The sequence below is a fragment of the Ruegeria sp. BK1 genome (assembly GCF_056535645.1).
In genome coordinates this window covers 3199727-3223309 of the sequence record NZ_JBQFIS010000001.1, presented here as the reverse complement: position 1 = coordinate 3223309, position 23583 = coordinate 3199727, and the positions used below count along the sequence as shown (strand labels likewise).

The window sequence follows — 23583 nt, the reverse complement described above, 5'->3', positions numbered from 1 at the left end:
GTTGGCGCATGATTTCATCCGACACCCTGTCCCGCTGGCAATCAGCGCTGCCCTTCTGGGTATCCTTCATGCTGATTCCCATAATTTGGATATCGGCCACCCTTGGTGGCTGGTGGGTTCTTCTTGTGCCGATTTTCACCTGGTGGGCCTTTGCCATACTGGACCTGCTGACCGGGCTGGAGCTGAACAACGCGGACCCCGACACCCCTGACAAAGGCCTGCGCTGGTACATCCTGCTGACCAATATCTGGGTCCCGGTGCAGTTCATCACGCTGTTCGGTCTGATCTGGTTTGCCACTCATACTGATCACCTGTCCTTGGCGTCCAAGATCGGGTTGTTCTTCGGCATGGGCGTCATCTCTGGCACAATCGGGATCAACTACAGCCACGAACTGATGCATCAAAAAGGCCGGTTCGAGCGTTGGCTGGGCGATATTCTTCTGGCCATGGTCCTGTATTCGCATTTCCGGTCCGAGCATCTGCTGGTGCATCACCGCTATGTCGGCACCCCTCGAGACCCAGTGACCGCCCGCTATAATGAAGGGTTTCACCGCTTTTATCCCCGCGTCCTGCGGCAGTGCCTGACCTCAGCCTTCAAGGCCGAGCGCGACAAGCTGGCGCGGAAAGACCGCCCATGGACGGACGCTTCGAACCCCTTCTGGCGCTATTGGGTGTTGCAGGGCAGTATGGTGCTGCTGGCTCTTGGGGTCGGAGGGTGGTCCGGCGTCGCCCTGTTCCTGCTTCAGGCCGGTGTCGCGATCTGGCAGCTGGAGTTGGTCAACTATGTCGAACATTACGGCCTGACCCGCAAGCATCTCGGCGATGGGAAATACGAACACGTCAAGCCGCAGCATTCCTGGAATGCATCACAAAAAGCGTCAAACTGGCTGCTGATCAATCTGCAACGGCATTCGGACCACCACTATAAACCCAATCGCCGTTTTCCCCTTTTACAACACCATTCCGAAGACACCGCTCCGCAACTGCCCTACGGTTACCCTGTGATGACCGTCGCCGCCATGATCCCACCCGTTTGGCGGCGCGTCATGAATCCGCGCGTTCGCGCCTGGAGACGCCACTACTACCCCGAGGTCAGCAACTGGAAACCCTACAACAAATCGCAAAACCCGCTGCCTCGAGCGTGACCGCAGCGCGCCCCGCGCGCTGCCCGGCCCAACGATCTGCCTTGCATCTATGATGCAATTCAGATCGGCGGAAGCGCCCGCATCACCCAGATATCCATGGGGTGCTCAACCCCGCGCACGGTCTGGCCCGGCAGCTTTTCAAACCCCTCTGTCAGGGTCGCGGCACTGTGTCCTTCCATTGTAAGCTGGCTGCAAACCTCGTCGCTCAATATCACCTGAGCCATTTTGACTCGGGTCAAAGCCTCGAGCTTGGCCGCCACATTGACCGCGTCTCCGATCACTGCAAATTCCAACCGGTTCGCGCCGATATCGCCCAAAACCACCGGCCCATAGTGCACTCCGATACCCACATGGATTTCCGGCTCACCCGCGCGGCGCCTGTCAGTATTCCATTGATTGATCACACGGGTCATGTCGCGCGCGCAGGCCACCGCATTGCTGGCATCCAAAGGCGTCGGCACCGGCGTGCCAAAGGTCGCCATCAACCCGTCGCCCAGATATTTGTCCAACGTGCCATGATGGCGAAACACTTCAGTTTCCATACGCGCATGAAACCCGCGCAGCACCTCGATCACTTCATAAGGATCACGACCCGCCGCGTATTTTGTAAAGCCCACGATATCAATAAACAGAACCGCAATACTCTCTTTTCGCACCTGCTTCAGCGGTTCGTCATTCTGGCTCAGCTCATCCACCACATTGGGCGAGAAATAGCGCGACAGGTTTGCCCGTTCCCGCTCAAGCCCGGCGTTTGTCATCAGCAAGCGATTCAGCCGCCTCATCGAAATGCCCAACGTGACCGCGACCATGATAAAAACAACCACCTGCTGAATGCGTTGCGAGGGCATAAAACTGTTTGGGTCCATCAACTCAGCTACATCCGGGTACTCCGTTAATGCTTCGGCAACGCGCTCGCTGATACCAGGGATCGGCGTGGCGACCCACCATGCAATGATCCAGCCAACGGTCCACATCATCGCGGTCCAGGACCCGATCGCCACAACCGTCCGCCAAGAATAAGCCAATGTCCCGGCGGCCAGAATGATGAAGAAATACTGGAAGTTGTCGAACCGGTACTGCATCGCCAACGGGCGCACATCGTCACTGAATGGGTTCGGGACGATCATCCCCAGCGTCATGATTAGAAGGTCCACAAAGATCAGCAGCAACTCGGTCCGCGACTGCCCGACCTGCCCCGCCCGTCGGATCAACCAGCCATTGGCGCAGATCAGCAACAGGATGAAATGGTACCACAACACCTCCCAATGAGGGTTCAGGAATACCAGCAGAATGCCGGTCAACCCCATGGCGAACCAACGTGCGCGTACCGCCAGCTCCAGTCCTTCTCGCTTGTGTCTCTCTAGCGCGGCCTCGGTGTATTTGTTGTCCAAGTCGACCGGATCCGGGCGAGTGACGAAAAACCGGCTGAAGCGGGATTGACTGGCTGTGGTGTCCGACATGGCTGAGGCTCCCTCGGTGCGCGGCGGGCTTTGCAGAAGTCATATAGAAGTGAGAATGTGATGAAAACAAAAGACCCCGCCGAAGACCGGCGGGGCAAGGCTTAGTGCCTTGTGTCAGGCCACAGGCACCGGCGGTATTCAGTTGTGCATTTCAGCCCGGATTTGCTGACGCAGCACGTCGATCGGCACGGTCTTGCCGTCGCGCTTGAAGCACCAATAAGTCCAGCCGTTACAGGAAGGCGCGTTCTCCAAATGCGCCCCTACCTGATGGATCGAGCCTTTGACATTTTGCCCGACCAGCGTGCCATCAGCGCGGACCTTGGCCTTGTGACGCTGGTTCATGGAATAGAGCTCTTCCCCCGGACGCAGCATGCCGCGTTCGACCAACTGGCCGAACGGCACGCGCGGCTCGGCGCGTTTGCTGGCGCTGACTTCCAGCGCCTCGCGATCGAATTTGCGAACCTTGGCGATGCGTTTTTCGGCCACTTTGCGATAACTTTCCTCGCGTTCGATCCCGATGAACTCGCGGCCCAGCATCTTGGCGACAGCGCCGGTCGTGCCCGTACCAAAAAACGGGTCCAGCACCACATCGCCCGGATTGGTCGAACCGACCAGCACCCGATGCAGCAGCGATTCAGGCTTTTGCGTTGGATGCGCCTTATCGCCGTTTTCATCTTTCAGACGTTCATGCCCTGTGCAAATCGGCAGCACCCAGTCGCTGCGCATCTGTACGCCCTCATTCAGCGCCTTCAGCGCCTCGTAATTGAACGTGTATTTCGCACCTTCACGTTTGGACGCCCAAATCATCGTTTCATGCGCATTCGTGAACCGCTTGCCACGGAAGTTCGGCATCGGGTTCGATTTGCGCCAAACCACGTCGTTCAGAATCCAGTATCCCGCATCCTGAAGGGCCGAGCCAACCCGGAAGATGTTGTGATAAGAGCCAATAACCCAGATCGCCCCATTGGGCTTCAGCAACCGATGCGCTGCTTTCAGCCATTCGCGAGTGAACTGGTCATAGGCCCCGAAGCTGGAAAACTGATCCCAGTGATCATCAACCGCATCCACCTGAGAGTTATCCGGGCGGTGCAACTGGCCTTTCAGCTGCAAATTATACGGCGGGTCCGCAAAGATCAGGTCAATCGACGCCTCGGGCAGACTGTTCATCACATCGATGCAGTCCCCGGAAAGAATCGTGTTTAAAGGGAGCGCTTTTGCGCCCTTTTTGGTGGTCGTAGTCATATCACTGCCTCAAGTGTCCACGGCGCTTTTGCGCTCATTTGGTTGAGACAAGGATGAGTCAAAGACGATTCGCCGTCAATTTCTTTTTTGAATCAGAGACTTACGATTTACTCTTGATACAAGATATTGTGGACCGGTTTAAACGAACGTCTATGGTGTGGGGTCACACCTAGATTTCGCAGCGCTTCGCGATGCATTTTTGTCGGATAACCTGCGTTCGACTCCCACCCATAGCCGGGATGCTGTTGCGCCAAATCCACCATCACTTGATCGCGCCAGTTTTTCGCAAGGATCGAGGCCGCCGCAATCGACACCGACCGCGCATCGCCTTTGACAACCGCTTGCGCAGGTATGCTCAGCCCGCGCGGAATCATGTTCCCGTCGATCAGCAGATAATCCGGCGGAGGGTTCAAAGCGGCCACCGCGCGCTCCATTGCCAGATGCGAAGCGCGCAAGATGTTGTGCTCGTCTATCTCGGCCACTGTCGCCTCAGCCACTGCGAAATCAGCCTGTTCGCGAATGGCCGCATCCAAAGCCGCGCGACGTTTGGCTGTCAGCTTCTTGGAATCATTCAGTCCCTGAGGTATGTCGACCGGGTTCAGAATCACGGCTGCGGCAACAACAGGCCCGGCCAAGGGGCCCCGGCCCACCTCATCCACCCCGGCGATCCGAAGAAACCCGTCAGCCATGGCGGTCTGTTCAATATCGTAGGTTGGTGTCGTCATCCTTTTGGAAAATCCTGTTTCGGACCTTATCGCAACAAAAAAGAGAGGGCGGCTTGCGCCACCCCCTCCTGCGCGGCGCTTCTGCGACGCCGCTCCTGCTCGAAAACGGTTACTTGTAAACGACACGATAACCTTGCTGGCGCAGGCAGGCGGGTTCATAGGCCCGCTTGACCTTCTTGCCATTCCAGAAACCGACTTTGCACTCTCGCGGCAGGCTATTGGCATATTTGTAGTGTTTCTTGAGGCACCCGGTTCCAAGCAATTGATGACGGGGTGAATAGTGATCAAAGGTGCGCAGACATTTCTGCGGCAGGTCGTATTTCGCCAGATGGTGCGGGCGGGGACGCACCGGGTGATGGGGTTGGATATGCGTTTGGTGACGGCTGGCGCGTTTCTTGTCCTTTTCCTTGTTATAGTAGTGAACGCCCGCGCCGATGATGGCGATGGCGGCCAGACCGCCCAGAATATCCTTGGCATCCGCAGCCCGCGCCTGCGAGGCTGAAACACCCGTAACAGCGACGGCAGTTGCGATGATCAGGGCGATAAATTTCCGGTGCATGATGCGTGTCCTTTTGACCGTGTTGCGACGAAGCCGGCTGGGCTCGTGAATTCTTTGGGTCAACACTGGGTTCACCGCCCTCCGACAAGCAATATCGGGACATTGTTATCGAATATCAGGGCCCGCAAACCCCTTAGGATATTGAATATCAGGGCAACACATGCGCAGGATGCAGCCTATGAAACCTATCCTCTCTTCTCTGGCCTTCGCGGCCCTGATATCGCTCGGCACGGCGGCGTCTGCGGCGGATTGCTTTGCGGATTACAAAGCCAAGCAGGACAATCCATTGCGATTGCATTACGGCGTCATGCAGGTGTCGTCCTGCAACAAGGGTCAGGCGCAACAAGAGGTGGCCCAGCGGCTGCGCACCTCGGGCTGGACCCTGCTGAACGTGATGTCGGTTTTCGGACCGGAAGGGTTGGACAAGAGGAAGGCCGATGCCGGAAAATTCTATCTCCGTTACTGACGCGCGGCGATCCGGGGTACGGTTGGTCGGCGCGGGTATTGCCGCGATTGTCCTGATCTTGATCACTGCCGCCGTCTTCCTGTTCTGGTCCCTGCCCGACGCAAACGCGTTCAATGCCCGGGTCGAGCGGTTGTTCGTCGAAAGCGACCTGACCACACAGGCCGAGATCCGCCTGCTGGAAATTCTGGCGCAATCCGGCACTGCATTTGCCGACACCTTGTCCAGCTACCGTATGGTGATCTTCGTGCTGTTGGTCTTTGCCAGCGCGATGCTGGTCACTGCGTTGGTGTTTTTGGTGATGCTGGTCCTTCTGAACCGCCGCATGGCCCAGATCGAGCGTACCGGCATTCAGGTCACATCCCTGCTGATCAGCCGCGAGGAAAACACCGTATACCTCAACAATATGGATTTCAAACTGACCCCCGCCGCGATGGAGACCCTGTCGGTTCTGGCGGAATCCCGTCTGGATGACGAAGTCCTGTCCGGTGCCCAGATCGAGGCGGTGATCTCGGGCAAGGACGCCGCCGATTGCGAAGAGGCCGCCGGGGCAACCCGGATCAAACGCCTGCGCGACGCGCTAGGCAATCAGATGGTCAGTGAGTTGCTGGTCAAGAATATCGCCAAACGGGGATATATGCTGTCGATCGAAAAAGACGTGATCCAGATGGTCTGACCCCGCTGCCGCGCACGCCGCATGTGCAAAAAACTGTGCGCGGTCCCTCTTGGCATTCCCGGTCCGAAGTCCCATCCTTATAGGACCCCGGACAGGGAGGTCGATGATGAACGTCCACACCACTCCGCATTCCACAGGCTATCGCATCTCGGTTGAACGACTAAAAGGTCGGATCGCCATCTATCGCGGCGACGTGCTGCTGGCTGAAAGTGCCAACGCCGTGGTGATGTATGAAACCCGCTTGCCTCCGACGATCTACATCCCCCGCGCAGATGTGTCTGTCGAATTGAGCGAAGAGACCGAATTGCAAACCTTCTGCCCGTTCAAGGGAACGGCAACCTATCATGACGTGGTCCTTGGGGATCAGCGCCTTGCGAACTCGGTCTGGGCGTATGAGGACGCGCTGCCCGAAAGCAAGGCCATTCAGGGCCATATCGGGTTCCTGCCCAACGCCTATGACCGGCTTGATCTGGGTGGCAATACGCTTGAACAACCCCAAGACGGCAATATCAGCGGCCCTTTGATTGACTGGCTGATGCGCGGCGCCTCGGAAATCGAAACCTCGGAAGCCTTTACCAAAGCGCTGTCCGAGAAGATGCTGGAGCACGGCATTGCCATTCAACGCCTCAGCATTCTGGTCTGGTCGCTGCATCCGCTGATCGCGGGCAAGCACTACATTTGGGAAAAGGGCGAGGATGAGATCTCGACCAATGTGCCAACCTATGAAATTCACGACCATCCGGCCTATATCAACAGCCCGTTGCGACATGTCTCGAACGGGTTGGGCGGAGTTCGCCAGCGGCTGAGTGACGACAACCCGTATAACAGTTTTCCCATTATCGAGGATTTGCGCGCCAAAGGTGCAACCGACTACGTCGCCATGCCCCTGCCATTTTCCGATGGCCGCACCAATGTTCTGACTCTGACCAGCGACCACCCGGATGGGTTCACGACCGAGAATCTAGGTCTTGTCTTTGAATGCTCGGCGGTGATTGCCCGGTTCTACGAGGTGTTCATGCAGCGCGAAAATGCGCAGGTTTTGTTGGAGACCTATGTGGGCAAACGGTCCGGCGCGCGGGTTCTGGGTGGTGAAATCCGACGCGGCGACGGGGATGAGATCGACGCCGCAATCATGTTCTGCGATCTACGTAACTCGACCCGGTTAGAGGAAAAACTGGGCCGCACCCCCTATATCAGTCTGTTAAATGGGTTTTTTGAAACCGTTTCGGGCATCGTGCATGACAATGGCGGCGAGGTTTTGAAATTTATCGGCGACGCTGTTTTGGCCGTGTTCCCCGCAGGTGAGAACTCGATCACGGCCCGTGCCAATGCGCAGCGCTCTGCGATCGGTATTGTTGAAAAGCTTGGCGAGTTTCGGGCCTCGGGAACAGATGCCCATTGCGATTGCTCGATTGGCGTCGCCTATGGGCGCGTGACCTATGGCAATGTCGGATCCCGCGAACGGCTTGATTTCACCGTAATCGGTCAGGCCGCCAACATCGCCGCGCGATTGGGGGAATATGGTAAGACCGTGGGTCACAGGATCGTCGTCTCGTCCGACATTGTCCCAGCCTGCGCCGACGCGCTGCCCCTTGGGGATGTCGCGCTCCATAATGTGTCTCAGCCGGTGCCATCCTTTGCGCTTAAAACAGCCGCTGATCACATATTGGACCGGTGAACGCCGAGACCCTAGCCGCCCAAAAGGATCAAAGCCGTTTGCGCGGGCGATATCGTATTTTGTAGTTGCGAGATCTGGCTGCGCGCCAGATACCTGTCCGTCAGTTCGGCTATGGCCCCGTCATCCGTGAACTGCGCCAGATCATCCGAGCCAGTCAGGCGCGATAGCCTGTCCTTGAACACATCCAACTGCTTATCTATATTCAACTGCCCAAAACTGGACGGAAGCCCCAGGGCGGTTTCCATCATACTACGCAGCGGTGGCAAACCCATCAACTCAAACCACTTAGTATCTGCACTGCCCTCCTGCGCCGCCAAATCTGCCAGTGTGTGCTGAGCAAAAAGCGAGATACGCATGGATTCGTCAGATTGACCCACCGCGACCTCAAATCGGGACACGACATTGTCCCGCGCAATGTCCTCCATGAATGTGACCAAGCCGGTTCTACGAATTTCCCCCGGACCAAGACCGAACGCTTCGGAAAACTCACGATACCGTTTGTCAGACAGCCGGTTTGACAAGGCGTCATCCGCTGAAGTGCCGTCTGACAGCACCTTCTGGATGAAAAACCGATTGTTGATATCGTCCTCCAACCCGAAAGCGCCTAATGCCACCTGCAGCAACCGCCGATCTGAAACCAAATCCTCGGCGGTCTGCACTTTGGAGATATTGTCCAGAAAATAAAGCGTCTCGCGTTCATTGACCGCTGAGGTTGCGAAACTGTCGAGTTGCGCGTCATAAGTACGCTGCAAAAACCGCCAGCCAACCAGACCGCCAGAAGGTATGACGGGCTGAAAGGTCATTGCTGATAGGCCATCAACCGCTCTTCCCGCGGCAACAACGTACGCAGGGACTTGAGGCATTTGTAGAATTGCTCAGCAAAAAGGGCTTCTGTGGCCTCAGCCAACACCTTTCGGCTATCGGCGTCAGTGAACACCTGGCTCAACTCCTCGACACGTCGCAGCAGTTGTTGGCGCGCCTGATCCGGCTCCATGTCGCCCGACAGCACCAGCTGTGCCGCATAACAAACGCGGCGGACGGGCGTGTTCACTTCATCCGGGTGAATAGCATCGCGCAAACGCAGGACATTGGCTTGCGGCGTCATGATTGAAAACCGGCTGCGCCGGTCCCCGTTCTCGACGACCACGCCGTTGATCAGCACCCGTTCTTTCGGAGCAAGTTTCAGCACCAGCCCACCCATCAGGTTGCCCCCATCTGCCTGAGCCCGCGCAACACTGCCATACTGATCTCCAACAAGGGTTCAACCGTCGCCTTGTTGCCCAACACCTGACCGCTGTGCCGCTCGGTAAATTCCGCAAGGTAAAAAATCCGCGCGCGCAGATCATTGGGCAGCGCATTGTCGGAATCCGCGACGCCACTGGCCAAGACGTTCCACAACCGACGGTTTTCGTGCAACGCCTGAACAAAAGTTCCGAAATCGGATTTCTGACGAGCTGCTGCTGCCTTGAGGCGATGCGTAATCTTGGAAATCGCCTCGTATTCGGTGTCGCGCGGCGTGCGCGTCGGGGCGGCGGTTTGTACGTAGGCACGCTGTGCAAGAGTTTGCGGTATCACTTGAAATCCTTCCAATGGGCCGTCTTAGGGCGGTCAGAACCGGGGCGCGTTTCCACGCCCCGGCCAAGTTCCGAAGATTAACGGAACAGCGACAGGATCGACTGCGGCGCCTGATTGGCGATCGACAGCGACTGGGTGGCCAGCTGCTGCTGCACCTGAAGGGCTTGCAGACGGGCCGAGGTCTCTTCCATGTCGGCGTCAACCAGCGAGCCGATACCGGATTTGAACGAGTCCGCCAGGTTCGAGATGAACTCTTTCTGGGTCTCGATCCGGCCTTGCGACGAACCGAAGGCTGCTGAAGCATCAATCGCAGTGTCGATCAGCGATTCGATGGTTCCCAGCGCAGCCTGTGCGCCTGCATCCGTGGACACGTCTATCGAAGCCAAAGCACCCAGGCCACCCGCGTTCGCATTGGTGAACTGCGCCGAAACGGTCACGTCACGGTCCGCATCCGCGCCCGCTGTTGCGGTACCCGTTACAAAGGTCAGCGTGCCAGGAGATCCCGAGTCGTAGTCAATCGCGACGCCGGTAATGCCTAGGGAGTCGATCTGATTCTTCAGGCCAACTGCAACGATGGCATCCGTATAAGCCGCATCGTAAGTCCCCGAGGGGTCCAGATCAGCGTCTTGAACGGTGTAGGACGCAACCTTGTCGCCAATCGTGATTGACACTTTGTCGCCCGCCGCAAAGTTGTCGGTAGAGCTGTCGATCACGATATCTCCGGTGCCGCCGGACTTGTCCATCGTGAAACCCGCCGCATCGTTGTCAGAGGTCACATTGTCCGAACCCGCCAGAACACCCTTACTGGTATAGCCGCCGGTCGACAGGTTTTGCGACGCAACCGAAATCGATGATGCGGTCACATTCCCCGCAGAGTCGCGATCCAGAGACGCCAGGATCGAGGCTGTACCGGCCGAACCGTCAACCAGGTTCAGACCATTGAATTGTGCAGCGCTGACAACAGAAGAAATCTGATCTTTCAACGCAGTTACGTCATCGTTGATCTTGGCCCGATCCACGTTGTCTTCTTGCGCTGCGACGATCTTGCCCTTCATCTGGTTCAGAAGATCGGTCACGGTTTCCGAAGCATTCCGCGCCACAGCAACAGTCGATTCGCCCAAAGCTAGGCTGTCTTTAATCGCGTTGAATCCTTTGACGTCGGATTCCATAACTTTCGAGATCGCCCAAACCGCTGAATTGTCCTTGGCCGTGGCAACGTCTTTACCGGTCGAGATCGCGTTCTGGGTCATCGCCAGATTTTTGTTGACCGATTTCAGAGTCTGCAGCGCAACCATTGCGCCATTGTTGGTCAGAATGCTGGACATAGCTTCTTCCTTTTTACGTATGGGCCCTTTGCGCCCGTGCTAACCCCGCACCACTTGCGGGCTTTAACGTCTTTCTGATCTGTGCGATCCGCCGTCCGGCTGTTCGCGCCACTTGCTGTTTCAAGTGCCCGATCACCTTGGCCCCTGATCTCCTAACGGAGTGCTAAAGCCCCTAGGCTGGAAATTTTGGATTTGAATCAAACCGCCACCTAGGCGCGTTTTTCCAGCTTGGCGTGGCTGCGCACGGCAAAATCGCTGCGCTGCCCGTCGGCACCATAGGTGCTGAATTCGCCGTGTACCCGGCGCAGTTCGGCCATGCGGTCTGCAACGGCGCGAATTCCGTCCGCTGCACTGCCAAGCAACGCCTTATTGCGCGCGACCTTGTTTTGCAGACGAATCAGATCTTCGCTGTCCAGCACCTGCAAATCATTGACTGCATCGATAAGCTTTTCCTTCTCGGGCGCCATCTGGGTCAGCTGATCCAGATCACCCTGCACCAGCGCGTTGCGCTCAAGGTCCAGAACCTCTTCCAAAGACTTAAGAAGCCCCATGTCAGGTTTGGTCGTCATTGGTTGTCTCCATCATTGATTGAAACAGAATTTCCGACAGGCCCACGCCACCGGTTTCGGCCAGTTGGCGGGCCTGTTGCTGGACAAGGAACGAGGAAAACTGATCTTCGCCCGCACCGCCTCCGAACGAACTGCGTGCCTCCCCCAACCCGGCGGAATTCAGCATTTCCGACAGGAATGCCGCCTCAAGCTCGACCGCTGCGGCCTTGATTCTATCCGCCGAGGACGCGGGCATTGCAGGGAAGGCTGGTGCTGTAATCTTCATCGCTTTCTCCGAAATTTGCATCGAACTTTCTCGATCAAAAAGGAAAGCAGTTAAAATAAACGTAACTTCCTGCGGGCAGGTTTGTGGCCAGACAACCTGAGTGGGAGCAAAATGCCCAATCCTCTTACAGCGGTGATACCCGCCCAAAATAACGCCAAAATTTCTCCCCAACCTGCCGATGGTTCGGGACAAAAGGCCGATATGTCTTTTCAATCCGTTCTGGATGATCAGGCGCCGCCCGAGCAGAGCCTATCCGAACCGACAGAAGATCTTGTTTCTCTGCTGGATACCGAAACGGTGCCCGACTCGGATGGGGAAGAAGCCAAAGATCTGCAGATAGTCGTGGAAAAAGGTTTGCCTGTTGAAACAGGTTCGCAGACGATCAAATCGCACCCACTGTCGCGACCTGATGCTGCGCCGGCGGTCGCTGGGAATCCGCACAATTTGGCGGAAACGGGGGATAGCATACGATCTGACGAAGCTCTTGCGGAACCTCCAAAGCGCAATATGGGCGATCGACGCGCCGAGGTATCGCCTGTTTTCAACGATGACTTGCCTGAGGATTCACCAAATCTTCCGACATTGCCAAAAGCAGAGAGCAGGTCAGTTCCTGCTTTTGCAATCGCTGCGGCTCCAACGCCGTTTTCCGCAAAGAAGGAAGTTCTAACTTCGCCGATTTCCCAGGAGCCACATGTTGAGTCGGCTGCAAATCCAAAACCACCTGCTGCACCGACCCAAGTACCCAACCTTATGCAGATTCAACTTCTGGTATCGGAAAATGCCGCTGCACACACCGATTCAACTCCTCTCCCCGAGGTAGAGGACGGCCTGATCGTGAAGGAAACCGGCGCGACCGCATCGGTGCGCGAGACGGCGACGGCAAATCTGCCAGCGACCGCACGGTCCGAGGTTGCTCGGGCCATTGCCGGACAGATGGCGGCAGCGATCACCGCACGGCCTCAATCAGGTGCGGTGGAAATCGCGCTGAACCCCGAAGAACTGGGGCGCGTCTCGATGGTTCTGAATGGGCGTGATGATGGGCTGCATCTGACCATCGCGGCGGAACGTCCCGAGACGCTGGACTTGATGCGCCGCCATCTTGCTGTGCTTGAGGCCGCGTTCAAAAGCCTCGGCTTCGGCGATCTGTCCTTCGACTTGGGCAACTCCGCCGACAAGGGACAGGACCCATCGGACTCCGGTGAAAATTCTTTTTCTGAGACGGTACAATCCGAACTCACCTCTGCCACTCTCCAGCGCCCGGTCAACCTTGGCACGTCCGGGCGCATCGACATAAGGCTGTGACCCATGATCTCTCCTATCGCTTCAACCACGCAGAAAGCCAATCCATTGGCGGCGTCCTCAGGTCAGACGGCCGCGCTGGCCTCGGATTTTGAGACCTTTTTGCTGATGCTGACCGCTCAGGCCCGTCACCAAGACCCGTTGGAGCCGCTGGATTCCTCGGAATACGCCGCACAACTGGCGCAGTTTTCGATGGTGGAACAACAGGTGCAGACAAATGACCTGCTGACGGCCCTGACCCTGTCGATGAGCAGCATGAATCTGGAGGAACTAGCCAGTTGGGTCGGCATGGATGTGCGCAGCACCTCTCCATTCCAGTTCGACGGCGCGCCGTTGACACTTTACGGCCAGGCCGCTCCGGCGGCGGACGGTGCCGTTCTGGTTATCCGCGACGCAGACGGGGCCGAGGTTGAACGGATCACCGTTCAAACCACCGATTCCGTGATTGTCTGGGCTGGAACCAAAGAGGACGGCACGCCGCTTCCGGCTGGAACCTACTCTGCCGCAATGGAAAGCTATGACGGGGAAGAGGTTCTGTCGACGCAGCCCATGTCCTCATACGCGCAAGTGATCGAGGCGCAGGTGGGCGAGGATACGGTGTTGCTGACCCTCGAAAACGGGCAGGTCATACCGGCCGGTCTGGTCTCGGGCGTTCGAACCGGAACTTGATCTACGCGCCGGGACAGGCCAAAGCTGTGCAACGCGCGACTCAACTCCTGACCCGGTGATCCCTCTGCCCGCTTCAAACGCACCTCCGCCCCGCCTTGTGGAAGATCTGTGCCGCTCAGGTCTGGTCGAGGCCGGGGCGCGTTTTCAGACCCTTTATGGCGGGCGCACCAATCAGGTCTGGAAGGTTCTGGGCGGAGACGGAGATAAGGTGCTCAAACTGTATCGTTCAGGGCTGCGCAACCCTCTGTTTCGAAACGATGCCCGGCTTGAGGCGCTCTGCCTTACGGAGCTTGCCCCCACAGGGTTTGCCCCGCGCTTGCGGGCGGCGGGGCAGGATAGTGATGGGCATTGGGTGTTCTATGATCACGCGCCCGGTGCGCCCTGGCAAACCGGGGCCGCGCAAGTGGCTCAATTGCTGCGCAGGCTGCACAGTATGGAAATCCGGATCGACGCACCCGACGGATGCAATGGCAGCGACGACCTACGGGATCATACGCGGCGCATTCTGGGTCTGTGCAAGACACAAGTTCGCCAGCGGTTGGAACAGCTTTGCCCGCAGACCCATGTTGCCGCCACGCCGGACACTTGCCTCATCCATGGCGACCCGGTAGCCGGAAACATCCTGGCCTCAGACACGGGTCTGACGCTGATTGACTGGCAATGCCCAGCGCTGGGGGACCCCTGCGAAGATATCGCCTTGTTCCTGTCCCCAGCTATGCAGCACCTCTATCGCGGGGCACCCTTGGCGCCCGAGGAGGAGGCGGCGTTTCTGACCTCCTATGACCAGCCTCAGATCGTCGCGCGTTTCAACGCGCTGCGCCCCTGGTATGCATGGCGGATGGCGGCCTATTGCTTGTGGCGGGTCGAGAACGGGGCCGACGACTATGCCGCCGGGCTAGAACTGGAAATCGCGTCCCTCTGACCGCGCTACAAATCCGCAAGCCCCATCATAGCGTAGGCAGGCGGCATCAGGGCGCGTCGCCACCGCCCCAGGGGGAACCGACCGGGCCTGCGGGTCATCGGCTCTGGCAAGTCCGGGTTATGCCCCAAAGCCAGTTGAGCCAGAGCCCGTCCGCAAAAGCTTCCCATCGCGACACCGTTGCCGTGATAAGCGAACCCGGCGAACATACCAGGCTGATCTGGCACCGGACCGGCATAGGGCATCAGGTTGCGGGACAGGCACACCATCCCCGACCACATATGAGTGACGTCCACCCCGCGCCACTCGGGAAACATCGCCGCAAAGTCATGGCGAACCTTTTGGCGAATGCCGGCCTCGGCACGCGACGAGGACCGAAGGCCGCCGCGCATTCCGAACAGGAACCGACGATCCGGCATCAGGCGGAAATAGTGCAACAAATTCCGGGTGTCATATGACATCTGATCCGAAGTCCAACCCTGCGCCTGCAGTTCGGCCTGCGTCAAAGGCCGCGTCACCAGAACGGTCGACTGCGCAGGCATATAACGCCCAGACATCCAGGCCGGAACATCCTCGCTTGAATATCCGTTGGTGCAGATCAGAACGTTTGCCGCCTGTATCCGGCCAGTTGGCGTCTGGACATCAAAGCCGCTCGCTGTTTTGACAATTTTTGACACCGGGCTTCTCTGAAAGAGCTGGGCGCCGCGCGCTTTGGCGGCGTCTGCCAGCCCGTACAGGTACTTCCTTGGGTTCAGACCAAACCCGACGGGGGTGGTATAGCCGCCATGGAACGCGCCACCGAATCCCAAGGCGGGCAAGTCTGCAGCTTCGTGCAAAACACCCAAGGCCTCGGCGCTTTTCCTCAGCCTCTCCATTGCCCGCGCATTGTGCGCCAGTTGGGTTTCACCTTTGGAATGGGTATCGGCGTCGATTTCATAACTGCTCAGAAGATCGGCGACCAGATGGACGGCATCTTCCTCGGCCTGCGCATAGCCCGCTGTCGCCGCCTCACCGAACAGACGGGTCATGGCCTTGGGGTTAAGCTTCGACCCGCCCAGGCAACAAAACCCACCATTTCGGCCAGACGCCCCCCAGCCGGGCGTTTCGGCCTCAAGCACAGCGACGGATGCCCCGGCCTTGGTCAGATGCAACGCGGCGGACAGGCCAGTGAAACCCGCGCCAACAATGGCTACGTCAACGACCAAATCCCCAGACTGTTCCGGCCAATTGGGGGCGGCAATTGTTTCGTCCCACCAGCATCCCTGCCTTGGACCGGGACCATAGGTATAGTCCGGAAACAGCCGTTTCATTCGGCCCGTGCCGCGGCCATTTCATCCTGCTTTTGTCGCATCATGGCGCGTTTTGTCACCAGCGACGCGGTAATGACGCCCACTGTCACGACGGCGATCATCAACGTTGACAGCGCGTTAATCTCGGGGCTGACACCCAGCCTGACCGCCGAGAAGATCTTGATCGGCAGGGTTGTGGCCGACGGCCCCGAGGTAAAGGACGCAATCACCAGATCATCCAGCGACAGGGTAAAGGCCAGCAACCAGCCGGAAATCACGGCAGGCGCAATGATCGGCAGTGTCACTAGGCGAAACGCTTGCGCGGGCGAACAACCAAGGTCCAGAGCGGCCTCTTCCAGCGACTGATCGAACGTCACCAAACGCGACGAGACAACGACCGAGACGAAACACATCGAAAAGGTCGTATGCGCCAGAACGATGGTCAGGATACCGCGATCCAGCCCGATGCCGATGAACAGCAGCAGCAGCGACAGGCCGGTGATTACCTCGGGCATCACCAGCGGGGCGTAGATCATACCGGAGAATAGCGTTCGACCGAAGAAACGCCCCCCACGCACCAGCACATAGGCGGCGGCGGTGCCCAGAATGGTCGCCAGCGTAGATGAGAACACAGCCACCCGGATTGTCACCCATGCCGCATCCAGAAACGCCTCGTTCTGGACCAGCTCACCATACCATTTGGTCGAGAAGCCAGCCCAGACGGTGACCAGCTTGCTTTCGTTGAAGGAAAAGATGATCAGGATGATCATCGGGATATAGAGGAACGCAAATCCCAGCGTCAGCGAGACCGCGTTGAACCAGCTTAGCCTGTTCATTGCTCGGCCTCCGTCTGTTTCTGCTGGTTGCGCTGGAACAGCACGATCGGGATCACAAGGATCAGCAGCAATACTACGGCCACGGCGCTCGCCACGGGCCAGTCGCGGTTCGAGAAGAACTCCTCCCACAAAACCTTGCCGATCATCAACGTGCCTGACCCGCCCAGAAGCGAGGGGATGACGAATTCGCCAATCACCGGGATCATCACAAGGAAACAGCCTGCTATGATGCCGGGGCGCGACAGCGGGATTGTCACAAGCCAAAAGGCTTGAACCCGCGAACAACCAAGGTCTTCGGCGGCCTCAATCAGGGATTCGTCCATCCGTTCCAGCGCCGAATAGATCGGCAGGATCATGAACGGCAGATAGGTGTAGACGATGCCGATATAGACGGCAGTGTTGGTGTTCAGAATGGTCAGCGGGGTCGAGATCAGCCCTGTCCACAGCAGCAACTGGTTCAGATAACCTTCGTTCGACAGAATACCCATCCACGCATAAACGCGGATCAGGAACGAGGTCCAGAAGGGCAGGATCACCAGCATCATCAGCGTCGGGCGCCACTCGGCAGGCGCGCGGGCCATGCCATAGGCGATCGGATACCCCACCAGCAGGGTCAAAAACGTCGAAATCAGAGCGATTTTTACGCTGGACAGGTAGGCTTTCCAGTACAGGTCATCCTCGGTCAGCCAGACATAGTTTTCCAGGTCAAGCTGGCTGAAGAAATCTTTGATGCCCGACCAGCCCTGCGAAAAGTCCAGCGTCGGCGTATAAGGCGGAATCGCCAGCGCGATTTCCGACAGCGAGATTTTCAGGACGATGAAGAACGGCACCAAGAACAGCGCCAGCAGCCAGACATAGGGGACAGCGATCAGAAAGGCGCGGCGCATCAGTCGGCCAGCAGAACCGCAGCCGTTGCTGTCCAGGACAGCCAGACCGGGTCTTCCCACGTGAATGAACGGCGCGAGATACGGCGGGTATTGGCCGTCTGCGCCTTGATGATCGTGCCGTTGGGCAATTCGACGTGATAGGTGGACAGGTTCCCCAAATAGGCGATGTCATGGACCTTGCCTTGCACCGCATTGATCGCGTCCGCCGGGCGGTCGGCCGAGATAGTTACCTTCTCGGGGCGGATGGCCAGATGACAGGCCTGCCCCCGCGCAAACCCTTTGGCCGAGGTCGCGGTCAACGGGGCCTGCCCTTCGGCCCAATCGATCTGATAGGTGTCTTCACCATTGGCGGTGGCGCGGCCTTCAATGATGTTCACGTCGCCAATAAAGTCTGCGACATAGACCGAGTTGGGGTTCTCATAAATCCGGTCCGGCGTGGCGACTTGCATCAGCTGTCCCTGATCCATTACGGCCACGCGGCTCGCCACGGTCATAGCTTCCTCCTGATCGTGGGTCACGATGACAAAGGTGGTGCCGGTCTTTTCCTGAATATCCATCAGCTCGAACTGCGTGTCCTGCCGCAGCTTCTTGTCCAGCGCGCCCAACGGTTCGTCCAGCAGCAATAGTTTTGGCGCTTTCGCCAAAGACCGTGCTAAAGCGACCCGCTGCCGCTGCCCGCCCGAGATCTGGTGCGGTTTACGACGCGCGAATTGCGTCAGCCGGGTCAGGCGCAGCATTTCTTCGACTCTGTCCTCAAGGTCGCGTTTGGGTATGTTGTCCCGGCGCAGACCAAAGGCGATGTTTTCCCAGATGCTCAGATGGGGGAACAGTGCGTAGGATTGGAACATCATGTTCACCGCCCGCTTGTTCGGTGGGATCGGGTCGATATCCTGACCGCCCAACATAATGTGGCCTTCTGTGGGCGTCTCGAACCCCGCCAACATCCGCATCATTGTGGTCTTGCCGCAGCCCGAAGGCCCCAGTAGAGCGAAAAATTCTTTCTCGAAAATATCCAGAGACAGGTTGTCGATTGCCGTAAAGTCTCCAAACCGCTTGGTGACATTCTGGAATTGGATCAAGGGTTTCGCCTGTGGGTCTTCCCACGGCGCAAAGACGTCAGAGTTCACTACAGCCCCCGTTCGGCAATCTTAGGAAAAACGGCAGGGCGGAAAACCCGCCCTGCCTTAGGAAATCGGATCAGGTACCCGATTTGATCTTGGTCCACAGACGGGTCACAACCCGCTGCGTTTTTGCCGGGTAGGGCGTGGTGATGTAGAGATTCTGCATCGTTGCGTCGTCCGGATAGATCGCCGGATCGCCGATCACGTCTTCCTCAAGAAACTCTTGCGAGGCCTTGTTGCCATTGGCGTAGTACACATAGTTCGACGCCGCAGCCATGTTGTTGGCATCCAGGATGAAGTTCAGGAACTTATGCGCACCTTCCGGGTTCGGTGCATCCGCCGGAATCGCCATCTGGTCGAACCACATCAGCGAGCCTTCGGCGAAGGGGTGATATTCAATCTCGACTCCGTTGTCGGCCTCGGCGGCACGGTCACGGGCCTGAAGAATATCACCCGACCAACCCACGGCCACGCAGATATCGCCATTGGCCAGCGCGTTGATGTATTCCGAGCTGTGGAATTTCTGGATGTAGGGGCGCACGCTGGTCAGCACTTCTTCGACCTTGCCGATCACCTTGGGATCATGGCTGTCAGGGTCTTCGCCCAAAAATTGCAGCGTCATCGGAATCATTTCCGCGGGCGCATCCAGGAAATGAACGCCGCAACCGGCCAGCTTTTCCATATTCTCAGGTTTCAGCACCAGTTCCATGCTATTCAGCGCAACATCGTCGCCCAGCAGCTCACGCACTTTGCCAACATTCACACCGATCCCGGTGGTGCCCCACATGTAGTTGATCGAATAGGCGTTTTCGGGGTCATAGCCCGCAGTGCGTTCCTGAATGACATCCCAAAGGTTGCCTGAATTGTCCAACTGCGACGTATCCAGTTGCTGGAAAGCCCCCGCCTGGATCTGGCGCTGAAGGAATGTGCCCGAGGGCACAACCACATCATAGCCCGATCCGCCAGCCAGCATTTTGGTTTCCAAAACTTCGTTGCTGTCGAACACATCGTAGATCAGCGTCAGGCCGGTTTCGGCCTCGAACTTCTCCAGCAGCTCCTCGTCGATATAGTCCGACCAATTGTAGACACGCACCTCTTCGGCGAAGGCCGCCGAAGTCCCCAATGCGATGACCGCTGTCAGTGTCAGCGTTTTGATTGACATTTTCTTCTCCCTGCAAGTGTGCGGGTATTTTCCCGTTTTTTTGGATTTGATCAAGTTTTGCGTTTTCCCCCGATCCATCGTATGGTTTCACGAGGTCAGATTCCTGGCAAGTCAACATAGTCGAAAATAGGGTAAACCACTTGGATTTGATCAAAAATAAGGCGGTTTCACAGGTCTCCGGGGATCAGAAACAGCCGGCGCATGAACAGGTCTATCAGACACTGCGCGCACAGATCATGTACGGCGATCTGGTGCCCGGACAGCCTGTCACCATACAAGGACTGACTGATTCGCTTGGAGTTGGCATGACCCCTGTACGCGAGGCGATCCGAAGGCTGATCTCGGACGGCGCACTGGTGTTTCAAGGCAACCGTCGGGTCAGTGTACCTTTGCTGAAGGACAGTGATGTCGGGCAAATGATTTTTGCAAGAATTGCAATAGAATCAGAGCTTTCCAGACGTGCGACCCTTAACATGAGCAAGGCCGAGATAGACGCGCTCGCCCGCATCGATCAACGATTGGACCGCACCATCGCGGACGGAGATGTCGGCGGCTATCTGCGCCTGAACCACCAGTTCCACCAAACTCTGTACGCCCATGCCGACGCCCCGATTCTGAACGATTTGGCCGAAAGTCTGTGGCTTCGGTTCGGCCCGTCCCTACGAGTCGTATGCGGCCGGTTCGGAACTCAAAGCCTGCCGGATCGCCATAAGGACATCGTCTCGGCACTGCGTGATCAAGACCCCCAGCGCGTTGCAAAAGCCACCGCGCAAGACATCGAACAAGGGATGGAACTGATGGCCGAAGCACTATCGACGTCCTAGAATAATGCGATTCGATTGACAGGGAAAAATTTGATCATATTGTGATCGCCAACCGCTCTTGCAGGAGATTCCCCGATGTCGACCATCACCAACCACATGCCGACCGCCGAGTTGCAGGCGCTGGACGCTGCCCACCATATGCACCCTTTCTCGACCAATGCGGACCTGAGCAAGGACGGTGTGCGAGTCATTAGCGGCGCCAAAGGTATCTATTTGTCCGACAGTGAAGGGGAACAGATTCTGGATGCCATGGCCGGGCTCTGGTGCGTGAATATCGGCTATGGCCGCGATGAACTGGCGGATGCCGCCGCCCGCCAAATGCGCGAGCTTCCCTACTACAACACCTTCTTCAAGACCACCCATGTCCCCGCCATCGCCTTGGCCAACAAACTGGCCGAACTGGCGCCAGGCGATCTGAACCATGTGTTTTTTGCAGGCAGCGGGTCCGAGGCAAATGACACCAATATCCGCCTCGTTCGCACCTATTGGGCCGAAAAAGGCCAGCCTGACAAGAACATCATCATCAGCCGCCACAACGCCTATCACGGCTCATCCGTAGGCTCAGCGTCGCTTGGCGGAATGGCTGGGATGCATGCTCAGGGCGGCATTCCGATCCCAAATGTCCATCATATCAATCAACCCAACTGGTGGGCCGAGGGCGGCGACATGGCGCCAGAAGAGTTCGGCCTGGCCCGTGCGCGTGAATTGGAAGAGGCGATTCTGGAGTTGGGCGAAAACCGCGTTGCAGCCTTCATCGCCGAACCCGTGCAGGGCGCGGGTGGCGTGATTGTAGCTCCCGAAACCTATTGGCCGGAAATCCAGCGCATCTGCGACAAATACGAAATCCTGCTGATCGCCGATGAGGTGATCTGCGGCTTCGGTCGCACCGGAAGCTGGTTCGGCTCACAAACCATGGGCATCCGCCCGCACATCATGACCATCGCCAAGGGCCTCAGCTCGGGCTACGCCCCCATCGGCGGGTCCATCGTCAACGACGACATCGCCAAAGTTATCGGCGATACCGAATTCAACCACGGCTATACCTATTCCGGTCACCCTGTTGCCGCTGCCGTGGCGTTGGAAAACCTGCGCATCCTCGAAGAGGAACGCATAGTGGACCACGTCCGCGACGTCGCCGCCCCCTACCTGAAAAAAAAATGGGAAGCTCTGACCAGCCACCCGCTGGTGGGTGAAGCGAAAATTGTCGGCATGATGGGCTCAATCGCCCTAACCCCGGACAAATCCAGCCGTGCAAAATTCGCATCCGAAGCTGGAACGATCGGCTTGATCTGCCGCGAGCGCTGCTTTGCCAACAATCTGATCATGCGCCATGTCGGCGACCGCATGATTATCTCGCCACCGCTGATTGTGACACCTGCGGATATCGACGAAATGTTCCTGCGCATCCACAAATCACTGGACGAAGCGCATGCAGAAATCACCAAACAGGGATTGATGAGAGCCGCCAATTGATCCGCGCAGCTTCATCTGGCCAAAAATATCTCGGGGGAGTCGCGGCCTGCCGCGGCGGGGGCAGCGCCCCCTTTACCTCAACCGCTCAAGCAACCGCAGGGACGGGTAGCCATCCGGCACCAACCCCTGCGCGAGCTGATATTCTCGCACAGCATTGACCGTATTTGGGCCCGTGCGTCCATCCACGCCCTGCGTATCAAACCCGGCTTCAGTCAAGCGGGTCTGAAGCTCTTTCTTCTCGGTAAAGCTCAGCACCCGGTCGCCACGTGGCCACGCGCCTTGAAACGGCGCGCCACCCGCCAAACGATCCGACAGGTGCCCTACCCCGATCACATAGGCATCCGCGCTGTTGTACTTCTCGATCACCCGGAAATTGTCGAAGACCATCAACGCAACCCCCTGCCCACCAGCAGGCAGCAGGATCGCGGCCTTACCATGGTTGGGAACCGCACGGCCTTGCGGTGTCACCACCCCCTGCCGCGCCCATTGCGATGGTTTCAGAGTATAATCCCGCCGCGCCTGGCTATAGTCGAACCCTTCAGGCAACCGCACTTCGACCCCCCAGGGCTGACCCTTTTTCCACCCATGGCGCGCCAGATAAGACGCGGCCGAGGCTAGTGCATCCGTTGGATCATCGGCCCAGATATCCCTGCGACCATCGCGGTCGAAATCCACCGCATGTTCCAGATACGAGGTCGGCATGAACTGCGTATGCCCCATCGCACCCGCCCAACTTCCAACCATATTGGACGGCGCTACATCCCCGGCCTCGACAATCTGCAAAGCCGCAACCAGCTGCGCCTCGAAAAACTGCGCGCGGCGGGCGTCAAAGGCCAATGTCGCCAGCGAGCGGATCGTCTGATCCCCGCCTTTGAATGATCCATACGAGGTCTCAAGCCCCCAGATCGCGGTCACAACCTCTTTTTCGACGCCATATTTCTTTTCGATCTTGTTCAGGGTTTGACTGTAGTCATCCAACCCGGCACGCCCACCAGCGATGCGTTTGCTCGACACAGCGGAATCCAGATAGTCCCAGATCGGTTTTGAGAACTCGGCCTGATTGCGGTCCCGTTTGATGACGTCCTTGTCATAGGTCAGCCCGGTCAGTGACCGGTCCAAAGTACCTGCCGAAATCCCCTGTTCCACCGCCCGTTTGCGAAAGGCGCCCAACCATGCCTGAAAGCGTGCGTTTCCTTCGGTTGCCACCCGATACTCCTGTGTCGATGGCCGCAAGGCCGGACGCAGCGAAACCGTCACATCCGCCGAGGCCACCTGAAAAGCCCCTGACTTGTCTTCTGCGTGACCCGGCGATACCTGCAAAAGGGACGCCCATAGAGCGACGGTCACGGCGCCGCTGATGCTTTTACGCATGTCGAATGTCCTGATTACTGCTCAAGGCCAAGAATAGCGCAAAACGGGAAA

25 protein-coding genes are annotated in these 23583 nt (G+C 57.9%); 9 read left to right on the top strand and 16 right to left on the bottom strand.

The features are described 5' to 3' along the window. Window positions 1-8 precede the first annotated feature (8 nt). A complete protein-coding gene (locus tag ACR3E7_RS15980; RefSeq protein WP_480505237.1) occupies window positions 9-1145 on the top strand; it encodes an alkane 1-monooxygenase in 1137 nt (378 codons plus the stop codon). Window positions 1146-1204: 59 nt separating this feature from the next. Here the strand turns inward: ACR3E7_RS15980 and ACR3E7_RS15975 are convergent, their stop codons facing one another. The 4 genes from ACR3E7_RS15975 to ACR3E7_RS15960 all read right to left on the bottom strand — a co-directional run bounded on the left by ACR3E7_RS15975 (window position 1205) and on the right by ACR3E7_RS15960 (window position 5131). Next, a complete protein-coding gene (locus tag ACR3E7_RS15975) occupies window positions 1205-2605 on the bottom strand; it encodes an adenylate/guanylate cyclase domain-containing protein (protein WP_480505235.1) in 1401 nt (466 codons plus the stop codon). 138 nt (window positions 2606-2743) lie between these two features. After that, entirely contained in the window at window positions 2744-3847 is a 1104-nt protein-coding gene (locus tag ACR3E7_RS15970; RefSeq protein WP_170791263.1) for a site-specific DNA-methyltransferase, read from the bottom strand. 107 nt (window positions 3848-3954) lie between these two features. Beyond that, window positions 3955-4572: a ribonuclease HII gene (locus ACR3E7_RS15965; protein WP_170791265.1), complete on the bottom strand. Its 618-nt coding sequence runs from the start codon at window positions 4570-4572 to the stop codon at window positions 3955-3957. 109 nt (window positions 4573-4681) lie between these two features. After that, window positions 4682-5131 (bottom strand): hypothetical protein, encoded by a 450-nt coding sequence (locus tag ACR3E7_RS15960; protein ID WP_170774851.1) that lies wholly within the window; start codon window positions 5129-5131, stop codon window positions 4682-4684. A gap of 178 nt (window positions 5132-5309) precedes the next feature. On the opposite strand from ACR3E7_RS15960, the gene ACR3E7_RS15955 reads away from it, so the two are divergent. The 3 genes from ACR3E7_RS15955 to ACR3E7_RS15945 all read left to right on the top strand — a co-directional run bounded on the left by ACR3E7_RS15955 (window position 5310) and on the right by ACR3E7_RS15945 (window position 7948). Beyond that, window positions 5310-5597 carry a hypothetical protein gene (locus tag ACR3E7_RS15955; protein ID WP_480505232.1) on the top strand — a complete coding sequence of 96 codons (288 nt, stop codon included), beginning with the start codon at window positions 5310-5312 and terminating at the stop codon, window positions 5595-5597. Then, window positions 5569-6270, top strand: coding sequence for a winged helix-turn-helix domain-containing protein (locus ACR3E7_RS15950; RefSeq protein WP_170774855.1), 702 nt, complete (start codon window positions 5569-5571; stop codon window positions 6268-6270). The genes ACR3E7_RS15955 and ACR3E7_RS15950 overlap by 29 nt, the downstream gene beginning before the upstream one ends. Before the next feature lie 106 nt (window positions 6271-6376). Beyond that, complete coding sequence (locus tag ACR3E7_RS15945) at window positions 6377-7948, top strand: DUF427 domain-containing protein (RefSeq protein WP_480505230.1); 1572 nt, start codon at window positions 6377-6379, stop codon at window positions 7946-7948. A gap of 11 nt (window positions 7949-7959) precedes the next feature. Here the strand turns inward: ACR3E7_RS15945 and ACR3E7_RS15940 are convergent, their stop codons facing one another. The 6 genes from ACR3E7_RS15940 to ACR3E7_RS15915 all read right to left on the bottom strand — a co-directional run bounded on the left by ACR3E7_RS15940 (window position 7960) and on the right by ACR3E7_RS15915 (window position 11682). Beyond that, window positions 7960-8751 (bottom strand): DUF1217 domain-containing protein, encoded by a 792-nt coding sequence (locus ACR3E7_RS15940; protein WP_480505228.1) that lies wholly within the window; start codon window positions 8749-8751, stop codon window positions 7960-7962. Next, window positions 8748-9149 (bottom strand): flagellar biosynthesis repressor FlbT, encoded by a 402-nt coding sequence (flbT, locus tag ACR3E7_RS15935; RefSeq protein ID WP_480505226.1) that lies wholly within the window; start codon window positions 9147-9149, stop codon window positions 8748-8750. Before flbT ends, ACR3E7_RS15940 begins: the two co-directional genes overlap by 4 nt. Continuing rightward, window positions 9149-9523 carry a flagellar biosynthesis regulator FlaF gene (flaF, locus tag ACR3E7_RS15930; RefSeq protein ID WP_480505224.1) on the bottom strand — a complete coding sequence of 125 codons (375 nt, stop codon included), beginning with the start codon at window positions 9521-9523 and terminating at the stop codon, window positions 9149-9151. The genes flbT and flaF overlap by 1 nt, the downstream gene beginning before the upstream one ends. Window positions 9524-9600: 77 nt before the next feature. Next, window positions 9601-10848 carry a flagellin gene (locus ACR3E7_RS15925; protein ID WP_170774865.1) on the bottom strand — a complete coding sequence of 416 codons (1248 nt, stop codon included), beginning with the start codon at window positions 10846-10848 and terminating at the stop codon, window positions 9601-9603. A 209-nt stretch (window positions 10849-11057) separates the two neighbouring features. Continuing rightward, window positions 11058-11417 (bottom strand): flagellar biosynthesis protein FlgN, encoded by a 360-nt coding sequence (locus tag ACR3E7_RS15920; protein ID WP_480505222.1) that lies wholly within the window; start codon window positions 11415-11417, stop codon window positions 11058-11060. Next, window positions 11401-11682 carry a rod-binding protein gene (locus ACR3E7_RS15915; protein WP_480505220.1) on the bottom strand — a complete coding sequence of 94 codons (282 nt, stop codon included), beginning with the start codon at window positions 11680-11682 and terminating at the stop codon, window positions 11401-11403. The genes ACR3E7_RS15920 and ACR3E7_RS15915 overlap by 17 nt, the downstream gene beginning before the upstream one ends. A gap of 81 nt (window positions 11683-11763) precedes the next feature. Here ACR3E7_RS15915 and ACR3E7_RS15910 point away from each other — a divergent pair, with 81 nt between their 5' ends. From ACR3E7_RS15910 to ACR3E7_RS15900, 3 genes are read left to right on the top strand one after another with little or no spacing between them, the layout of a single operon-like run. Beyond that, entirely contained in the window at window positions 11764-12984 is a 1221-nt protein-coding gene (locus ACR3E7_RS15910) for a flagellar hook-length control protein FliK (protein ID WP_480719422.1), read from the top strand. 3 nt (window positions 12985-12987) lie between these two features. Further along, window positions 12988-13650, top strand: coding sequence for a flagellar hook capping FlgD N-terminal domain-containing protein (locus ACR3E7_RS15905; RefSeq protein ID WP_480505216.1), 663 nt, complete (start codon window positions 12988-12990; stop codon window positions 13648-13650). Between the two features lie 55 nt (window positions 13651-13705). Next, a complete protein-coding gene (locus ACR3E7_RS15900; RefSeq protein ID WP_480505214.1) occupies window positions 13706-14572 on the top strand; it encodes a phosphotransferase family protein in 867 nt (288 codons plus the stop codon). Window positions 14573-14577: 5 nt separating this feature from the next. Here ACR3E7_RS15900 and ACR3E7_RS15895 read toward each other — a convergent pair whose 3' ends face one another. The 5 genes from ACR3E7_RS15895 to ACR3E7_RS15875 form a co-directional block, all read right to left on the bottom strand. Next, entirely contained in the window at window positions 14578-15879 is a 1302-nt protein-coding gene (locus ACR3E7_RS15895; RefSeq protein WP_480505212.1) for an NAD(P)/FAD-dependent oxidoreductase, read from the bottom strand. Then, the gene (locus ACR3E7_RS15890) at window positions 15876-16694 is read right to left on the bottom strand and encodes an ABC transporter permease (protein ID WP_170774875.1); all 819 of its coding nucleotides are present in this window, start codon (window positions 16692-16694) and stop codon (window positions 15876-15878) included. Before ACR3E7_RS15890 ends, ACR3E7_RS15895 begins: the two co-directional genes overlap by 4 nt. Beyond that, window positions 16691-17581, bottom strand: coding sequence for an ABC transporter permease subunit (locus ACR3E7_RS15885; RefSeq protein WP_480505209.1), 891 nt, complete (start codon window positions 17579-17581; stop codon window positions 16691-16693). The genes ACR3E7_RS15890 and ACR3E7_RS15885 overlap by 4 nt, the downstream gene beginning before the upstream one ends. Continuing rightward, window positions 17581-18708, bottom strand: a complete 1128-nt coding sequence (locus tag ACR3E7_RS15880) for an ABC transporter ATP-binding protein (protein ID WP_480505208.1) — start codon at window positions 18706-18708, stop codon at window positions 17581-17583. The genes ACR3E7_RS15885 and ACR3E7_RS15880 overlap by 1 nt, the downstream gene beginning before the upstream one ends. Window positions 18709-18778: 70 nt before the next feature. Further along, a complete protein-coding gene (locus tag ACR3E7_RS15875; protein WP_480505206.1) occupies window positions 18779-19864 on the bottom strand; it encodes a polyamine ABC transporter substrate-binding protein in 1086 nt (361 codons plus the stop codon). 140 nt (window positions 19865-20004) lie between these two features. Here ACR3E7_RS15875 and ACR3E7_RS15870 point away from each other — a divergent pair, with 140 nt between their 5' ends. Both ACR3E7_RS15870 and ACR3E7_RS15865 read left to right on the top strand, forming a co-directional pair. Then, a complete protein-coding gene (locus tag ACR3E7_RS15870; RefSeq protein WP_480505204.1) occupies window positions 20005-20688 on the top strand; it encodes a GntR family transcriptional regulator in 684 nt (227 codons plus the stop codon). Between the two features lie 75 nt (window positions 20689-20763). Then, on the top strand, window positions 20764-22161 hold the full coding sequence (locus ACR3E7_RS15865; protein ID WP_480505202.1) for an aspartate aminotransferase family protein: 1398 nt from the start codon (window positions 20764-20766) through the stop codon (window positions 22159-22161). 72 nt (window positions 22162-22233) lie between these two features. On the opposite strand, the gene ACR3E7_RS15860 is transcribed toward ACR3E7_RS15865, so the two are convergent. Beyond that, a complete protein-coding gene (locus ACR3E7_RS15860) occupies window positions 22234-23532 on the bottom strand; it encodes a lytic murein transglycosylase (RefSeq protein WP_480505200.1) in 1299 nt (432 codons plus the stop codon). Window positions 23533-23583 lie beyond the last annotated feature (51 nt).

Bases quoted from the DNA above. Each gene is read 5' to 3' on its own strand.
- ACR3E7_RS15945 (WP_480505230.1), top strand. From the start codon at position 6,377: ATGAACGTCCACACCACTCCGCATTCCACAGGCTATCGCATCTCGGTT.
- ACR3E7_RS15865 (WP_480505202.1), top strand. From the start codon at position 20,764: ATGTCGACCATCACCAACCACATGCCGACCGCCGAGTTGCAGGCGCTG.
- ACR3E7_RS15965 (WP_170791265.1), bottom strand. From the start codon at position 4,572: ATGACGACACCAACCTACGATATTGAACAGACCGCCATGGCTGACGGG.
- ACR3E7_RS15875 (WP_480505206.1), bottom strand. From the start codon at position 19,864: ATGTCAATCAAAACGCTGACACTGACAGCGGTCATCGCATTGGGGACT.
- ACR3E7_RS15895 (WP_480505212.1), bottom strand. From the start codon at position 15,879: ATGAAACGGCTGTTTCCGGACTATACCTATGGTCCCGGTCCAAGGCAG.
- ACR3E7_RS15960 (WP_170774851.1), bottom strand. From the start codon at position 5,131: ATGCACCGGAAATTTATCGCCCTGATCATCGCAACTGCCGTCGCTGTT.
- ACR3E7_RS15970 (WP_170791263.1), bottom strand. From the start codon at position 3,847: ATGACTACGACCACCAAAAAGGGCGCAAAAGCGCTCCCTTTAAACACG.
- ACR3E7_RS15890 (WP_170774875.1), bottom strand. From the start codon at position 16,694: ATGAACAGGCTAAGCTGGTTCAACGCGGTCTCGCTGACGCTGGGATTT.
- ACR3E7_RS15860 (WP_480505200.1), bottom strand. From the start codon at position 23,532: ATGCGTAAAAGCATCAGCGGCGCCGTGACCGTCGCTCTATGGGCGTCC.
- ACR3E7_RS15975 (WP_480505235.1), bottom strand. From the start codon at position 2,605: ATGTCGGACACCACAGCCAGTCAATCCCGCTTCAGCCGGTTTTTCGTC.
- ACR3E7_RS15940 (WP_480505228.1), bottom strand. From the start codon at position 8,751: ATGACCTTTCAGCCCGTCATACCTTCTGGCGGTCTGGTTGGCTGGCGG.
- ACR3E7_RS15915 (WP_480505220.1), bottom strand. From the start codon at position 11,682: ATGAAGATTACAGCACCAGCCTTCCCTGCAATGCCCGCGTCCTCGGCG.
- ACR3E7_RS15950 (WP_170774855.1), top strand. From the start codon at position 5,569: ATGCCGGAAAATTCTATCTCCGTTACTGACGCGCGGCGATCCGGGGTA.
- ACR3E7_RS15905 (WP_480505216.1), top strand. From the start codon at position 12,988: ATGATCTCTCCTATCGCTTCAACCACGCAGAAAGCCAATCCATTGGCG.
- flbT (WP_480505226.1), bottom strand. From the start codon at position 9,149: ATGGGTGGGCTGGTGCTGAAACTTGCTCCGAAAGAACGGGTGCTGATC.
- ACR3E7_RS15885 (WP_480505209.1), bottom strand. From the start codon at position 17,581: ATGCGCCGCGCCTTTCTGATCGCTGTCCCCTATGTCTGGCTGCTGGCG.
- ACR3E7_RS15925 (WP_170774865.1), bottom strand. From the start codon at position 10,848: ATGTCCAGCATTCTGACCAACAATGGCGCAATGGTTGCGCTGCAGACT.
- ACR3E7_RS15920 (WP_480505222.1), bottom strand. From the start codon at position 11,417: ATGACGACCAAACCTGACATGGGGCTTCTTAAGTCTTTGGAAGAGGTT.
- ACR3E7_RS15955 (WP_480505232.1), top strand. From the start codon at position 5,310: ATGAAACCTATCCTCTCTTCTCTGGCCTTCGCGGCCCTGATATCGCTC.
- ACR3E7_RS15980 (WP_480505237.1), top strand. From the start codon at position 9: ATGATTTCATCCGACACCCTGTCCCGCTGGCAATCAGCGCTGCCCTTC.